We start from the raw sequence: 16614 nt of genomic DNA, 5'->3' as shown, positions 1-16614 counted from the left end.
CCTAAAATGAACGATATATTAGGTATATGTAATTAACGCTAAGCGCTTTCAGCACAATAAAGACTATGCAGTGTTTTTATTAACGCTTTCACTTCATCACTCTTTAATGTGTAGTACACGGTTTGTGCTTCTTTCCTTGTCGTGACTAGCTCATCACGGCGAAGCCAAGCAAGATGCTGAGATAATGCCGACTGGCTTAGCTCTAACTTTGCACACAGCTCTCCCACGGACAGCTCTTGGTTATGCAGCATACAAAGGATTTGTAGGCGTCTCTCGTTTGCCATCGCTTTGAGCAACACGACGGCTTTTGCGGAGTTCTGCTCCATTTCTTGTAGATTCATGTGTTGGACCTCTAGCTACAACTTACTTATTCCAACCCTGGCCAGCTTGTTGTGTTGCACTGATTTATATATCTAAGAAAATCAAGATACACTTCCAGAGTCTTCATTATTAGAACCTCTAATTTAGTTGTTAGTGATACACCAATATTATCCACCAAAGTGGAGAATTGATGCGCCATCAATAATTAATAGTTTTGCTCACTAAAACAAGTATCTTGAGTTACTTAGGTATTATTTAGAATTATATTTTTATTGATAGTAATCTATTTATTTGCGCAACGATACGGGTTTACTCAAACATTTGACTGAAATCAGCATCACAAACATTTTTTACCGCTGGGTGTTGGATCATTCGTTCCGCAAAAATCACGTAGTACTCTTCTTTTAACCCATCGACATGACCAATTAGCTGTAGATTTCGGTCGTCCTCAATCTCCGACATGTATACGGTCGGCGCCAAGAAAATCACATCATCGTGGTACCGTGCGAAAGCCTTCATCAACGCGACATCATCAAATTCTCCCAACACATTAGGCTGAAGACCTTGACGATCAAACCACTGAATAACCTTACGCCCCATTGCTGTTCGGCTTGCAGGAATCAAAAGTTTTTTCTGTTCCAGAATCTCAGGAAAACGCACATTTTCAATTTCAGAAGAGGCGAAAAAGCTCATGCTGCTCTCACCTAGCTTTTTGCTATAAAGGCCAGGGCTTTGAGTTGAGTCAACGGGACAATCCGAGAGGATCATATCCAGCTTGTGCTGAGACAGTCGTTCAAGTAGCAATTCGTGGGTTGACTCATAACAGCGTAAATGAATACTGTTATCTTCCGGGACAGTCGTCATTAGTACTTTACTGACCAAGCGCTTAGATAACGCATCGGCTACGCCAACTTCAAACAGAATGTTCGAGTGCTGACTGTAATTGACGATATCTAACATCTCATAACTCAAACCAAACATTCGGTCGGCGTACTTAAAAACAAGTTGCCCTAACTCAGTTGGCTCAACTGTACGACCATTTCGTTTGGTTAACTTTCCTTTCATGCGTTCTTCAAGCGCTTTAATCTGCCCTGTCACGGTTTGCGGTGTTAGGAAAAGCGCATCGGCCGCTTTAGTTACAGAGCCCTGTTTGCACACCATCCAGAAATAATATAGATGGTTGTAGTTTAGATGTGACATGATCAAGTCCCGAAAAGAAAGTGATGCTTTTTATACCAAATGTGACAGAGACAAACAATAAACTCGACAAAACCATACAATACATTACAAAAACATAAGTTTTACCGAATATATAAAATTAATACTGTCATAAAAGTTGAACTGAGGCGCATTTTCTTTCTAAAGAAAACGCAATAACCACACAAAACGAAAGCCAAATTTATTCATTAAATTCAAACAGTTAAAAACCTTCATTTTTCCCCACTCACACCACTATCAAAAAGAACAATAAAAATTACTCACAGCAAGAAATCTGTAATATTACTGAAATATTTGTTCTCTAACATCGCCCGCAGTTTCAACTACAGACCGAAAAATGAACTGAAAGGTCAACGGAGAAAATTATGATGAACCAAGCTACTTCAACAGTGGCGCCAATTTCGAGCACTGCTCGTTGGTTACGCTGGGCTAACTTGGCATTCATGTTGTATCTGCTTCTTCTAGCAGTATCTATGGTTGGTAGTGGCTTCAAATGGGCAACTGGCGATCAAGCTAAGGTGCTATTTGAGTTTGCCGCTCACCCTGTTGCAGGTCTAATGATCGGCTTGGTGGCAACAGCCTTAATTCAGTCCTCAAGTACTGTAACGTCTATTATTGTAGGTTTGGTTGCAGGTGGCTTACCAGTAGAAACCGCGATTCCAATGGTGATGGGTGCCAATATTGGTACCACAGTGACCAATACGCTTGTTTCTCTTGGTCACGTACGTTGTAAAGAAGAGTTCAAACGTGCATTTGCAAGCGCAACTATTCACGACTTCTTCAACTTACTTGCTGTTGCTATTTTCCTTCCGTTGGAAATGATGTTCGGCATTTTAGAGAAAGTTTCTCATTGGCTTGTTTCTCCACTACTTGCTACTGGCGATATGAGCATTAAAGGATTCAACTTCATTAAGCCAATAACAAAACCAGTTGTGGGTGCAATCAAAGAGCCACTTTCAACATTCGGTGATACTGTTGGTGGCATCATGCTTATCGTTTTGGGTATTGCGACAATCTTCGTTGCAATTACGGTAATGGGTAAGCTAATGAAGAGCCTAATGGTTGGCCGCGCACGTGAAATTTTGAAAAACGCGATTGGTCGTGGCCCTATTCACGGTATTGTATCGGGTTCAATCGTGACTGTGTTGGTACAATCTTCATCAACAACAACTAGCTTGATGGTTCCACTTGTGGGTACAGGCGTTCTTAAAGTTCGTGATATTTACCCATTCACGCTAGGTGCAAACATTGGTACTTGTATTACGGCGCTACTAGCAGCAACAGCCGTATCGGGTGAGTTTGCGGTATTCGCGCTTCAAATCGCTCTGGTACACCTAGTATTTAATATCATGGCAACGCTGTTTATCTTTGGTATTCCGTTCCTACGTGAAATTCCAGTGAAAGGCGCTGAGATGATTTCTGAAATGGCTATCAAGAACAAAGCTGTTGTCGGTGGCTACCTAATGTCTGTATTCGTTATTTTACCAGGCGCGATCTTAGCCCTAACGACATAACAATAACTTACATACCATCGCTTATTGTTTAGGCTCCACATTGTGGGGCCTTTTTTGCGTTAATGACGCTGTTCAAATTCGTTGTCTGGTGATAATTTGAGCCATACCAGCATACTTATGCTGGGCTACCTCATTTGGAGTCGACAACATGACGCAGCTTAATGGCACTATTTCTGATCAGCTACTCGCAATAGACGAAAACCTAACTCAACTGGTTGCTGATATTGATATCCTCAGTAGCGTGAATCCTCTCAATTATGCTCAGGAAAGAGAGCGCTTTATTAAGAACAAATACTCTCAAGAGCCTAACTTCCAATACTCAACCACCAATCTAGATACTCACAGCGCAAAACGACGTCTGTATGAACTGCCTTTAGAAAATATTCAAGACACCCAATTACAAAAGCTGTACGCGGATGTGATTCAGTCTTACGCAGATAAATTGGATCAAGTGAATACTATCGGTACACAAGAGTTTCTTTATAACTCCTTGCGCTATTACGGAGAGCCGAGCGCCAAAGATATTGCCAACGCCCATTTCATTTTACACCTTCCCACGGAAGAAGAGAGCAAACCGCAGCATGATAGCCGCGCGATAGCACACTTCATGCAAAACTTTGCTCAACGTAATGGATATGAGTGTGAAATACAGGTGTTGGATGGGATGTTAGCAAACGCACTCGTTTCGGGGTCTCGAGTCAAAATTAACCACGCAGCATACATCACGACCGATGAGTTAGAGGCTCTCGCACATCATGAAATGGGTGTACACCTTCTTACTACGCTTAACGGTCGTCAACAACCGCTAAAGGTCCTGAGCTTAGGGTGCCCAGCTAATACAAACACCCAAGAAGGGCTGGCTATATTGTGTGAATATCTGTCAGGACATTTCAGTATCAAACGCCTAAGAACCTTAGCCTTACGAGTCCTGGCGGTAGAGTCGATGATCAAGGATCGCGATTTCCGCCATACGTTCATGCTATTAAAAGAACAGTATAAAACGTCTGACCTTCAAGCATTTACAACGACTGCTCGTGTGTATCGAGGAGGCGGTTTGACGAAGGATTACTTGTACCTCAGAGGGTTCCGAGAGGTGCTAAATGCCTACGATAAACTGGGCAATGACTTTTCATTGTTGCTATGTGGGAAAACAGAACTGAAATATTTTGAGCTTATCCGCTCATTAGTGAGCAAACAAATATTCACCCAACCCAAGTTTATTAGCCCGGCACTGTCTGCACCGAAGCAGACCAACCCTATTCACCGCTATATTGTCAGTGCACTCAAGTAATATCTTCAAAGTACGAAAAAGCAAAAAAGCTCCATTCGGAGCTTTTTTCATATCTTGAAGAACAACACTGGTTACACTGAGAATGGGTAACGAATAGGGTCGTGATGCTCGTATCCTTCAACCCAAAAGTCATCCAGTGTGACCCATGTTTCCAGATCTTCTAGAGATTTAATCTCTGGATTGATGTGGAACGTCGGCGCTTTTAATGGTTCACGTTTCAACTGAACATCACGCATCAGTTCAAGCTGATCTTCATAAATGTGCGCATTCACAATCTTATGAAATGCCTGACCAGGTTTCTTGCCCGTGATTTGCGCCATGATCGCCAAGAACACGTAAACTTGAACCATATTGAAGTTTAAGCCAAGCGGTACATCACACGAACGCTGAGTACTGTTCAGGTAAAGCGTATCATCCAGCAATGAAAAATGGTGGCTATACATGCAAGGACGCAAGCACCCCATGTGGAATTCACCCGGGTTGTAGAAGTTCAAGATTTCACCGCGATCATCAACACCACGCGTTAAGTCATCCACTATCTTGCGTAATTGGTCAACATGCCCGCCATCAGGCTTCGCCCATGCGCGCCCTTGGACACCGTAGACACGGCCCATGTCGTCTTCGCCCTTACGATATGGATTATTTAACCAAGCATCATTTAGGTTGGCATTGGCATCCCAGGTTTTCGTGCCCAGCTTACGAAAATCTTCCGCATTATCGTAACCACGAATATACCCTAGTAGCTCTGCAACGGCCGCTTTCCAAAAACTTTTACGTGTGGTTACCAACGGAAATTGATTGTTCGCAACATCGTAGGTTAAATCCGCGTTGATTACGGTCAGGCAGCGCTTGCCTGTACGCTCATTTTCAACCCAAACACCTTGGTCAACGATGCGTTGACACAAATCTAAATACTGTTTCACACCAATACCTTACTTCGTCTTTTGTGGTAACTCGTCTTTGTAATGACCACGTTTGTATGCCCAAACCATCATTAGGACACCGATAACCACCATTGGCAGGGATAGAATCTGTCCCATGGAAATAAAGCCACCGAATAACCCCAAATGAGCGTCTGGTTCGCGCACGTATTCTACTAGGAAACGGAAGGTTCCGTAACCCGCAAGAAAGAGTCCTGAAACAGAACCTAGAGGACGAGGTTTCTTGATGAACCAATTCAAGATGAAGAAAAGTACGATACCTTCAAGCGCCATTTCATAAAGCTGCGATGGATGACGCGGCAGTGGACCACCATTTGGGAAAACGATCGCCCAAGGTACATCTGTTACTCGGCCCCACAATTCGCTGTTCATGAAGTTACCTAAACGCCCCATACCCAAACCAAATGGCACAAGCGGCGCGATAAAGTCGGCAACACCGAAGAAAGTTCGCCCGTTTTTGTGTGCATACCAGAACATCGCGGTAATAACCCCCAGTAAGCCCCCGTGGAAAGACATACCACCGGTCCACACTTTAAACAGATACAAAGGATCAGCCAGGAAGAGCTCAAAATTGTAGAAAAGCACGTAGCCAACACGGCCACCAATCACCACGCCAAGGAAGCCTGCGAACAACAAATCAGAAACCTGTTCTCGTGTCCAACCACTTCCCGGCTTATCCGCACGTCGGTTCGCCAACCATAGGGCGAACATAAAGCCCACAAGGTACATCAAACCGTACCAACGAACCGAAACAGGACCAATAGAGATTAAAACCGGATCAATATTGGGAAATTCAATATATCCCTGAGACATAAATCATTCTCTTCTTATCACAACAAAATAAATATACCCAAGTAACCTCTAGATGCTTGGTTCAGCGAGAATGACTTGGGTACAAACTTAAAGCAGCATGGTCGCTGCTACAAACATTAAGAACACCGCGAATATCTTTTTTAATACCGCAGTTGGAAGGTTAGTTGCCAGCTTTGCGCCCACTTTTGTTGTGAGCATCGAGGCCATGGCAATCGCTAATAATGCGGGAAGATAAACATAGCCAATACTGTATGAAGGCAAGCCTTCTACTTTATAGCCATGTAAGATAAAACCGATCATACCAGAAATAGCAATCACGCAACCACAAACGGAAGATGAACCTACCGCTTTACGCATTTCTATCCCGTGTTTATTTAAAAATGGGACCGACAGTGAACCGCCACCAATACCAGCAAGGCTTGATACGACGCCAATCCCCGTGCCATACGCAACGGTCACCGGGCTGCTCGGCATAGGTTTACTGCTCGTAACTTTAATGGAACGGAACATCTGTACTGACAGGCAAAGAACAATGACACCAAATACTTTCGGCAAGTAGTGCGTAGGGATCCACTCAGCAATATTGGCACCGACAAAACCACCTATAACCACACCTGGCATCAACCATTTTACGACGAACATATCGACATTGCCGAGCTTAAGGTGATTCATCGCCGATGAGCCTGACGTGACAATAATACTCGCTAACGAAGTGGCTAGGGCCATGTGCATACTCATTTCTGGAGAGATTCCAGCAAGAGGAAGCAAATACAACAAGGCAGGAACAACTATCAAACCACCACCGATACCGAGTAACCCCGCCATCACACCCACAAAAGCGCCTAGCGCCAACAATAACAAAAATAAAGAGACGGTCACGATTTCCTACTTTTTACCTGCACGGATAAAGCCCGCAAAACCCTGTTGGATGAAGAAGTCATGCATCATTTGATGAATGTCCTCCCCGTAGGACTTTGTCATTGCTTGCTCCGCTAATTTTTCTAATTCTTCTTGTTGGCTATGACGAATCAAATATTTCACCTTAGCCACGTTGGAGGTGTTCATACTCAAACTGGTATACCCTAAACCAAGTAAGAGAAGAGCGCCAAATGGGTCGCCAGCTAACTCACCACAAATACACACTGGCACCTGATACTTATCGCACACGTCATGGATTTGCTTAAGCGCTAGCAGTACCGCAGGATGCATAGATTCATAGACATCCGCGACGCGGGAATTGTTCCTATCAACTGCTAATAAATACTGGGTTAAATCGTTTGTCCCGACAGAAACAAAATCAACACGGTGAGCAATCGTTGGCAATAAATACACCATTGATGGCACTTCGATCATGACCCCAACTTGTGGGAACTGAATTCTATCATCAAGCAACACGGCTTCGCTGTGAGCTTGATTAATCAAGCTAATGGCATCATCTAGCTCTTTTACCCCTGACACCATTGGCAATAAGATACTTAAGTTTCCGCTTTCTGCACTCGCTCTTAACATCGCGCGTAGCTGGATAAGAAATATATCCGGATGATCTAAAGTAAAGCGGATCCCGCGCCAACCCAAAAATGGATTGTCTTCATCAATCGGCAGATATGGAAGCGGTTTATCACCACCAATATCCAACGTTCGCATGACAACGCGTTGGTTTGAATAACTGTTCAGTATCGCTTGGTACTGATGATACTGCTCATCTTCCGACGGAAAGTGATGCTGAAGTAAAAATGCAATCTCAGTTCGATACAACCCAACACCATCAACACCTGTATTGATGGCAATATTGCTGTCTGCACTGAGTCCCGCATTCAGCATAATTTCGATATGGTGATTATCTTGCGTAACCGCAGGGAGTGCGAGGTCCTTGTTTACCATGGCAAACAATTCAGACTCTTCACTTACTAAGCTGCGATACTCTCGCAACAACTGACGGTTTGGCTCTAAGAAGATCTCACCCGTATAGCCGTCGACTATCCCGAGTTTGCCATTCACCACATCCGGGTTAATGTTGGCGCCCATGACAGCGGGAACTCCAAGTGCGCGAGACAAAATAGCCGCATGAGAGTTCGCGCCACCTTCTAGTGACACGACGGCTAACAAAAATTCTTTAGGTACAGACGCGAGCAAGGTGGCAGTGAGTTCATTCGCCACCAAAATAATGGGGCGATCAATTGCAGAATTTTCTTGCTCACTGTTATGCAGAAAATAGAGCAGCCTTTGCCCTAACTCTCGGATGTCTTGCGCTCTCTCGCGCATGTAGACATCCGACATTCTGGCAAATCGATTCGAGTATGACTCTACCACTTGGCGTAACGCCCAATCTGCCCTGTCTCCTTTTTCAATTTGCTTCTTCAAATCACCACGAAGCATCGGGTCATTGAGTAAGTGCGTAAACAGATCGAAGATCGCCAGCGCATCTTTGTTGATTTCACTGTCCAGCTTTTTCCGCATACGGCGAAAATCATTTAACGCTCGCTCTATCGCCACCAGCAATGTCTCGTGCTCACGTTCCTTATCTAACGTGGACGATGGGAAAACATCCGATAAACTCGGTTGGGTATTGTCGAACCAAAACTCTCCAATCGCGACACCTGTAGATGCAGGCAAACCTTTTAATACCGTGGGTTTAGATGCCAACTGCCAATGCCCAAGATTCTGCGCATGCGCAATAAGCACTGCTAGCTGAGCGGACAACGTGACAAGAAACGACTCTTCCATTTCACTGAACAAGCGCGGTGTTTTTTGCTGGATCACCAACACACCTAAAACTTGTTTTCGATGAATGATTGGAGTGGCTAAAAAGGAGTGGTAAATCTGTTCACCGAGTTGAGGGAAGAATTTAAACTCGGGATGTTTTGAGGCTTCGGCAAGGTTGAGTGGCTCTGCGCTTCGTTTAACCAACCCAACCAAGCCTTCATTGAAGTTGATATGAATACTATCACCTTCAAAAATAAGGCCTTGAGTTGCCATTAACTCAAGGCGCTGCATTTCTTCATTAGCAAGATAGATAGTACAGCACTCAGTGCGAAGGGCAGCACAAGTCTCTTTCACCAATATATCGAGTGCCAGATGCACATCATCGACCCTGGAGACTTTCTCAACTATTTCCCTTAGCTGACTGAGCATGATTATCCTCTACGTTGCTTTTTTCTTTTCCCTTTCGCTTTTCTCTCTCGAAAAGGCATGGCTAAGGATGCAAACTCTTTCATCGCTCGTCGATAAACATCTCGCTTGAAAGAAACAACTTGCCTAACTGGATACCAGTAACTCACCCAGCGCCAACCATCAAATTCAGGGGATTTTCCGCGTTGCATATTAATACGAGATTCATCGCATTCTAATCTCAGCAGAAACCATTTCTGTTTTTGGCCGATACAAACAGGCTTGGAGTCCCAACGCACCAATCGTTTTGGTAGCTTATATCTTAACCAATGACGACTTGTTGCAATGATCTTAACGTCTTTTTTCGTTAAACCGACTTCTTCATATAACTCCCTGAACATGGCTTGTTCTGGAGTTTCACCTTCGTCAATTCCACCTTGTGGAAATTGCCATGAGTGTTGCCCGTATCGTTTAGCCCAGAAGACCTGACCATGGTTATTACATATCACAATACCAACATTAAGTCGGTAACCATCGCCATCTATCACTGGCTAACCTCTATGAATAAATTTTTTATTACCGTGATTTTTCCACATATCCCCATTACTAGCAAACTTACTGATGTGATATGAGCAAGATTTATTACCTTTTCACCATATTTGGATATCTTTTAATCAAATCATACCTTATCAACACAAGAGTGAGACATTGCCCACATTTATTCACCTTTTCTGTGAATAACTTTGTGAAGAATTCAATTCAAATGAGCAATTCAGTTCCCCCCTACAACAAGAAAAACAAATAAAGAAAAAACAAAACAAACATAAATACTTGATAAATAAAACCTTATATTAAAAAGCAACGATAAATCGATCTTCAGTTTCTTGATGATCTTTTCACCAACCTCAGATCGGTCAAAGATCCACCAACAGGCTATTTATCCACACTCACCTGCTATTCGTTTAGATGATTACAACAAAATCAACCCCAAAAATGCATTTTAACCCCTGTTTATTCATACAGACCCCGTCAGGATCTTATCAATACCTCCTTCACCTGTGGATAAGTTATGAATTGATCGTTCTTACACCGCCTCGGTGAAATCTTAAACAGTAGATTTGGCCGGAGTTTGATAAACTATATGTTTTGTAATACCACCTTGTGACTATGAAACCAGAACCACAAACAGAAGCAGAGCTATTGGAACGCGCTCATGATATGGCAGGACTTAGCTTTGCAGAGCTGGCCGCCGAGGCGAATATGATTGTTCCTGAAAACTTAAAACGTGATAAAGGTTGGGTGGGTCAATTACTCGAATGGCACTTGGGCGCTCCGGCTGGCAGTAAACCTCAACAAGATTTCGCAAAACTAGGGATCGAGTTGAAAAGTATTCCGATCAGTTACTCTGGCAAACCTTTAGAAACAACCTTTGTTTCTGTGGCTCCCCTCACTGGTGTTCATGGTCTTACATGGGAAACAAGTCATGTTCGAAACAAGCTATCTCGTGTGCTTTGGGTACCAGTGGAAGGGGAACGAGAAATTCCACTTGCAGAAAGACGTGTTGGTAGCCCACTGATTTGGTCACCAGACGACGAAGAAGAGCGTATTTTACGAAACGACTGGGAAGAGCTAATGGAGATGATCGTCTTGGGGAAATTTGATCAAATTTCCGCCAGACACGGAGAAGCGCTACATCTTCGCCCTAAAGCCGCGAATGCAAAAGCCCTCACCGAAGCATATAGCTCAAATGGCAAGCCGATAAAAACTCTGCCCCGAGGTTTTTACCTCAGAACGCAGTTTACTGAACAGATCTTACTCAAGCACTACATCAGCACGCAATCTGAGTAATGTTGTTTCCGCCATTTAGTGCGTCACGAGCGATAACTCGATATCACAGTACGAGGCTGCCTCTTCAGTGCCACATTCGTCATACGCATTGTGCAGCCTTAAGTACGCTTTATCTACCCCTAACCTCAGCAGCTCTTCTTTCACCAAATCTAGCGAACCGAAATGTATCGGATCTTCACCGTCTTTAATTGGCTCAAGTTGATGCTTGTACTCCACTGCTAGCAAATAGTCAGAGACATCAGAACACCCAATCACAAATACTTTGGGAGTTTTATAAGTATCTTTATGGGGACCGTGTAACCACATGTCCAATTGATGCTTCTGCATAACGTACCTCCTTCACACGATCATTTAAGTGTAGTTAGGCTATGTATAGCTTTCGAGTTTGGTCTTCCTTTATACGTAAATCATTTGCGATAGCGGTTAAAAATCCCCTATATTGGAATCACTTATTTAGTCGGTAACTCTTCAAGGACGTGATATGCAATACACAAAACTACCGCACTCATCACTTGAGATCAGTAAAATCTGCCTCGGAACCATGACGTTTGGCGAGCAAAATACAGAAAAGGACGCCTTTGAACAGCTCGACTTTGCCCTTGATCATGGGGTGAATTTCATTGATACCGCAGAGATGTACCCTGTACCTCCCAAAGCGGAAACGCAAGGACTCACCGAGCAATACATCGGTAATTGGTTAGCAAAGAGCGGCAAACGTGAAAAAGTTGTGCTGGCAACAAAAGTGGCTGGCCCTCGCGGCGTCCCTCACATCCGAGACAACATGAGCCTTAATCGTCGCCACATCCATACAGCAATTGATGACAGCCTTAACCGCCTACAAACGGATTATGTCGATTTATACCAGTTACATTGGCCTCAACGTCAAACTAACTGCTTTGGTCAACTCAACTACCCATACCCTGACAAACAAGAAGAAGTCACGTTAATTGAAACGTTGGAAGCGCTTACAGAATTAGTGAATGCAGGTAAAGTGCGCTATATCGGCGTATCAAACGAGACGCCGTGGGGTGTGATGTCGCTACTGCGTTTGGCAGAGAAACACGATTTGCCAAGAATTGTCTCCATTCAAAACCCATATAACTTATTGAACCGCAGCTTCGAAGTTGGCTTGTCTGAAATCAGCCATTACGAAGGCGTTCAGTTACTTGCTTACTCTCCTTTGGCATTTGGCTGCCTGAGTGGTAAATACCTAAACGGGGCAAAACCTGAAGGCGCTCGATGCACTAAGTGGGAGCGTTTTGCGCGCTACTTCACTCCACAAGGTGTTAAAGCGACCGAAGCTTACGTCAATTTAGCCCAAGAGCATGGTTTGGATCCTGCACAAATGGCACTTGCATTTGTCAATCAGCGCCCATTTGTAGCATCTAATATTATCGGCGCGACCAACCTCGACCAATTAAAAGCCAACATCGACAGTATCGATCTAAAACTAAGCGATGAGCTCCTGACTGAGATTCAAGCAATTGGTACAACCTACTCGAATCCATGCCCTTAACAGTAAAGCTCCCCTCAAACGAAAACAGCTGACCTTCAAGGTCAGCTGTTTATCAAATGAAGTATGACTTCATATCGCACGTTAAGCGTGTTGAATGACTCGATAGCAACTTAGTCAGTCCAACACGCTAACGATTACGTCATTATTCGCGACGTTAAAACTCGACGAAGGTGACGAACTCGACGTTCAACTTTTACTGCATCCGGAACATTGGCGCGTGTGGAACGACCATCGCTATCTAAACCAATATCCCTCAATAGATGAACATTCGTCCATGGAACATCATGAGCAGTGCGGCGTATGGTTCGCTGCCATTGCTTTTCTTCGCGTTTAAGGTCTGCTTTCAATAGCAAAGTTGCCAGTTGTAGGTAAATAGAGTGACGCATAATATTTTCTCCGATTATCGATGTATTCGACTGGGAAAAATAGTGCGTAAAATGAACAGAGGTGCTCTGTTGATACTAAGCCGCTACTTTTCCGCAGCCTAGTAATAAATAAGATAGGTTACGGATTAATTTTTATCTTGTGAGCCAGTGGTATTGGTATCATCCGACTTAAGAGTCATCGGAGCGATAGGCATACGATCAGCGCAAGCAGTGGTATTAACAACGTAATGTTTCATCTTGCGCCTCCTAGCTAAAAATTAATCCGTTTATGAAAGGTATAACTCATTGAGTTACGGTTAAATTGTAAGCTTTGATGAATATATATCAAACATTTTTTGTCTTTTTGATTAAAAACAAATCAATACACCGCAATTCAGTTTCATATACTTTTCTATATAACATATTCACCTAGGGAATATATGAAATTACGGATTTTATAAATCAAACTGAATACAAAACAAAAAGAGCGGCTTTGTAGCCGCTCCTTCACTGATATTCATTCACCAATTTAACTTCAGAAAGAACAAATTTACATGGCTTGATCAGAAATCAAATTATGTTTGTTCAGTAGTCGATACATCGTCGCGCGTGAAACACCAAGCTCCTTCGCCGCATTCGAAACTTGACCAGAATGAGATTCCAAAACAACCAGTAACGCGTCACGCTCACTCTTCTCACGAATCGATTTCAAACTACGCTTTGAGTCATTACGCTGAGGCAAATCTAGGTGATGCTCTTCAATCATTACGCTGTCAGACATCAGAACCGCTCGTTTCACTTGGTTCATCAACTCACGTACGTTACCTGGCCAGAAATAACGTGTCAGTGCCTTGAGTGCATCCTCAGAAAAGCTTTTTGCTTGCGAGTTATACTCTTTAGAAAACTCTTGTAAGTAGTAGCGCGCTAACAAAGAAATATCGCTCGCGCGCTCTTTTAAGCTCGGGACATTAATGCGTAATACGTTAATGTAGTGATAAAGCTCTTCATTAAAATCTCCGTCAATCAAGGCTTTTTCTACATCTGACGAGTTAGCCGCAAGGATGCGCACGTTGACCGCTTTTACACCATCTTTGGTATCAATGGTGCCTTCTTGCAAGAATCTCAGCAGATTCATTTGTTGCTCTTTTGAGATGGTAAGAATGTCATTAAACAACACCGTACCGCCATCCGCTTGTTCGAGCATGCATGCTTCCATATCTTCATCGGCGTTAATACCAAATACTTCCGCCTGGAAACGTTGCTCATTGAGCGCGCGACAGTTAATTGCCATAAACGGTTTATGAGAACGTGAAGAGACTTTGTGGATAGCGCGAGCAACCGCTTCTTTACCTGTACCACTTTCCCCAGAAATCAGAATACTGACGTCCGTCGGACCGATTCGCTTTACTTGATCGCGTAAACGCTTCATCGGGATAGATTCACCGATCAGCCCCATGTCTAAGCTGCTACCAAAACTAGGCCAAACTTTTTTCTCCAACTTGAGCATACCAAGCTGGTGACCAATCGTGCTTAAAAGCTGGGCATCCGGGATTGGCGCAGTGAAAAAGTCGATACAAAAGTTAACAATGAACTGGCATATGGTATCAGTGCCAAGCTGAGATTCACGAATAAACGCTAACCAACGCACGTGTTTGTGAGAACTGACTAAGTTCGCCAAACCGTTCAAGCTGAATTCGTCATGGCTGAGATCGACAATACCGATACATGGACCAATATCCTCTAACAACGTATTAGCTTTGCGTAAGTCACCCACTTGGTGACACTTCCAGCCCACTTGCTCAAGTACTGATAACCAAGGCTCATAAGTACCGCCAACTACCACAAGCGATCCCGGGATGGAATCCATCTTAAACTGCCCAGCCATTCTCTAACCCTTTTTCATTGTTAATAGAAATTTTGCGCCACAAACCTATCTTTGCGAGCGGGTAACATTATCGAGACTCCGCGCCCCCACGTCTGTCTCAGTATTAAGACTATGCAATAGATTGAGATTTGGCGAATGTTTATTTGCATATCCTATTAAAAAGCAAATGCAACAACTTGAACTTATTTAACTAAAAGGCATAAAAAAACCACCCGAAGGTGGTTTTTTTGATCATCCTGCCAAATTACGCTTGTGGGCGCATTGCTGGGAATAGGATCACGTCACGGATAGTGTGCGTGTTAGTCAGTAGCATAACCAGACGGTCGATACCGATACCTTGGCCTGCCGTTGGTGGTAGGCCGTGCTCTAGTGCAGTGATGTAATCTGCATCGTAGAACATAGCTTCGTCGTCACCAGACTCTTTAGCTTCAACCTGTGCTTTAAAGCGCGCGTCTTGATCTTCTGCATCGTTAAGCTCTGAGAAGCCATTCGCCACTTCACGGCCGCCGATGAAAAATTCAAAGCGGTCTGTAAAGAACGGGTTGTCATCGCTACGGCGAGCCAGTGGAGAGATGTCCGCTGGGTAGCCAGTGATGAACGTTGGCTGCATTAGCTTAGGTTCTGCTGTTTCACCGAAGATTTCTTCTAGAAGCTGACCACACGTCCAGAAGTCTTCTACTTCAACATGTACTGATTTCGCGATAGAAACCATCAGTTCACGGTTTTGTAGATCTTCTTCGGTTAGCGCTTGGATTTGCGCGTGATCTGGGTTGTACTGCTTGATTGCTTCAAACATGCTCATACGAGTGTAAGTGCCACCAAATTCAACCGTTTCATCACCGTAAGGCATTGATGTTGAACCTAGAACTTCTTGCGCTACCGAGCTTAGTAGTTCTTCAGTAAAGTCCATCAGATCTTTGTAATCCGCGTACGCCATGTAGAATTCCATCATAGTGAATTCAGGGTTATGACGTGGAGAAAGACCTTCGTTACGGAAGTTACGGTTAATTTCGAATACGCGATCGAAGCCACCAACCACTAGACGCTTCAGGTATAGCTCAGGTGCAATACGTAGGTACATTGGCATGTCTAGCGCGTTGTGATGCGTGATGAATGGGCGTGCACTTGCACCACCAGGGATCACGTGCATCATCGGCGTTTCTACTTCCATGAACTGTTTTGAGATCATGAAGTTACGAATTGCAGACATTACTTTAGAACGTACAATAAATGCTTTACGTGAATCTTCGTTCACAATCAGATCAACGTAACGCTGACGGTAACGCATTTCTTGGTCAGTAAGACCGTGGAACTTCTCAGGAAGTGGACGAAGTGCTTTAGTTAGCAACTCGTATTCTTCCATGTTCACGTATAGGTCACCCTTACCAGATTTGTGCAGCGCACCTTTAACACCGATGATGTCACCGATATCAAGACCTTGGTATTTCTCTTTTAGCTCTTTTTGTACGTCTTTAGCAGCGTAAGCTTGGATACGGCCAGATGTTTCTTGAATTACTAGGAATGGACCACGCTTAGCCATAATACGGCCAGCAATTGCAACCACGTGGTTAAGCTCTTCTAGCTCTTCCTTCGTCTTTTCACCGAACTCTTTTTGAAGGTCGCCCGCTAGTGCGTCACGACGGAAGTCGTTTGGGTGGCCGTTTGCTTTGCAGCTCTTTCGGATTTCATCCAGTTTAGCGCGGCGTTCAGCAATCAGCTTATTTTCTTCTAGTACAGTTTCGTTTTGAACAGCATCAGTCATTTTCGATGTATCCTGTTTTTGTCGGTGAAAAG

The 16614-nt window shown here is 43.8% G+C and carries 15 protein-coding genes; 4 read left to right on the top strand and 11 right to left on the bottom strand.

The window, feature by feature from the left end:
- Positions 1-38: 38 nt before the first annotated feature.
- Together J8Z23_RS02620 and nhaR are read right to left on the bottom strand one after the other, a co-directional pair.
- On the bottom strand, positions 39-341 hold the full coding sequence (locus J8Z23_RS02620) for an ArsR/SmtB family transcription factor (protein WP_005397309.1): 303 nt from the start codon (positions 339-341) through the stop codon (positions 39-41).
- Positions 342-630: 289 nt separating this feature from the next.
- Positions 631-1521: a transcriptional activator NhaR gene (nhaR, locus tag J8Z23_RS02615; protein WP_005381942.1), complete on the bottom strand. Its 891-nt coding sequence runs from the start codon at positions 1519-1521 to the stop codon at positions 631-633.
- A gap of 386 nt (positions 1522-1907) precedes the next feature.
- Between nhaR and J8Z23_RS02610 the strand changes: the two genes are divergently transcribed.
- Both J8Z23_RS02610 and J8Z23_RS02605 read left to right on the top strand, forming a co-directional pair.
- Positions 1908-3053, top strand: a complete 1146-nt coding sequence (locus J8Z23_RS02610; protein WP_031780616.1) for a Na/Pi symporter — start codon at positions 1908-1910, stop codon at positions 3051-3053.
- A 148-nt stretch (positions 3054-3201) separates the two neighbouring features.
- On the top strand, positions 3202-4344 hold the full coding sequence (locus J8Z23_RS02605; RefSeq protein ID WP_006743340.1) for a flavohemoglobin expression-modulating QEGLA motif protein: 1143 nt from the start codon (positions 3202-3204) through the stop codon (positions 4342-4344).
- Positions 4345-4415: 71 nt separating this feature from the next.
- Here the strand turns inward: J8Z23_RS02605 and J8Z23_RS02600 are convergent, their stop codons facing one another.
- The 5 genes from J8Z23_RS02600 to rppH form a co-directional block, all read right to left on the bottom strand.
- Positions 4416-5267: a thymidylate synthase gene (locus J8Z23_RS02600; RefSeq protein WP_005381947.1), complete on the bottom strand. Its 852-nt coding sequence runs from the start codon at positions 5265-5267 to the stop codon at positions 4416-4418.
- A 9-nt stretch (positions 5268-5276) separates the two neighbouring features.
- The gene (gene lgt, locus J8Z23_RS02595) at positions 5277-6098 is read right to left on the bottom strand and encodes a prolipoprotein diacylglyceryl transferase (protein ID WP_005381948.1); all 822 of its coding nucleotides are present in this window, start codon (positions 6096-6098) and stop codon (positions 5277-5279) included.
- A gap of 87 nt (positions 6099-6185) precedes the next feature.
- Positions 6186-6977 (bottom strand): sulfite exporter TauE/SafE family protein, encoded by a 792-nt coding sequence (locus tag J8Z23_RS02590; protein WP_006743341.1) that lies wholly within the window; start codon positions 6975-6977, stop codon positions 6186-6188.
- Between the two features lie 6 nt (positions 6978-6983).
- The gene (ptsP, locus tag J8Z23_RS02585; RefSeq protein ID WP_301659540.1) at positions 6984-9230 is read right to left on the bottom strand and encodes a phosphoenolpyruvate--protein phosphotransferase; all 2247 of its coding nucleotides are present in this window, start codon (positions 9228-9230) and stop codon (positions 6984-6986) included.
- A gap of 2 nt (positions 9231-9232) precedes the next feature.
- Complete coding sequence (gene rppH / locus J8Z23_RS02580) at positions 9233-9754, bottom strand: RNA pyrophosphohydrolase (protein ID WP_005381953.1); 522 nt, start codon at positions 9752-9754, stop codon at positions 9233-9235.
- Positions 9755-10373: 619 nt separating this feature from the next.
- Between rppH and mutH the strand changes: the two genes are divergently transcribed.
- On the top strand, positions 10374-11054 hold the full coding sequence (gene mutH / locus J8Z23_RS02575; RefSeq protein ID WP_301659539.1) for a DNA mismatch repair endonuclease MutH: 681 nt from the start codon (positions 10374-10376) through the stop codon (positions 11052-11054).
- 15 nt (positions 11055-11069) lie between these two features.
- On the opposite strand, the gene J8Z23_RS02570 is transcribed toward mutH, so the two are convergent.
- Positions 11070-11381, bottom strand: coding sequence for a DUF6482 family protein (locus J8Z23_RS02570; RefSeq protein WP_005397320.1), 312 nt, complete (start codon positions 11379-11381; stop codon positions 11070-11072).
- A gap of 154 nt (positions 11382-11535) precedes the next feature.
- Between J8Z23_RS02570 and J8Z23_RS02565 the strand changes: the two genes are divergently transcribed.
- Positions 11536-12570, top strand: a complete 1035-nt coding sequence (locus J8Z23_RS02565; protein WP_109168799.1) for an NADP(H)-dependent aldo-keto reductase — start codon at positions 11536-11538, stop codon at positions 12568-12570.
- 134 nt (positions 12571-12704) lie between these two features.
- Here the strand turns inward: J8Z23_RS02565 and J8Z23_RS02560 are convergent, their stop codons facing one another.
- The 3 genes from J8Z23_RS02560 to lysS form a co-directional block, all read right to left on the bottom strand.
- A complete protein-coding gene (locus J8Z23_RS02560) occupies positions 12705-12956 on the bottom strand; it encodes a hypothetical protein (protein ID WP_005397324.1) in 252 nt (83 codons plus the stop codon).
- 529 nt (positions 12957-13485) lie between these two features.
- A complete protein-coding gene (gene vpsR, locus J8Z23_RS02555) occupies positions 13486-14820 on the bottom strand; it encodes a cyclic-di-GMP-binding transcriptional regulator VpsR (RefSeq protein ID WP_046873964.1) in 1335 nt (444 codons plus the stop codon).
- A 244-nt stretch (positions 14821-15064) separates the two neighbouring features.
- Entirely contained in the window at positions 15065-16582 is a 1518-nt protein-coding gene (lysS, locus tag J8Z23_RS02550) for a lysine--tRNA ligase (protein ID WP_005397328.1), read from the bottom strand.
- Positions 16583-16614: the final 32 nt, after the last annotated feature.

Origin of the sequence: Vibrio sp. SCSIO 43086 (genome assembly GCF_051132235.1) — a bacterium.
Taxonomy (GTDB): domain Bacteria; phylum Pseudomonadota; class Gammaproteobacteria; order Enterobacterales; family Vibrionaceae; genus Vibrio; species Vibrio diabolicus.
This window is presented reverse-complemented; position numbering and strand designations above follow the sequence as displayed.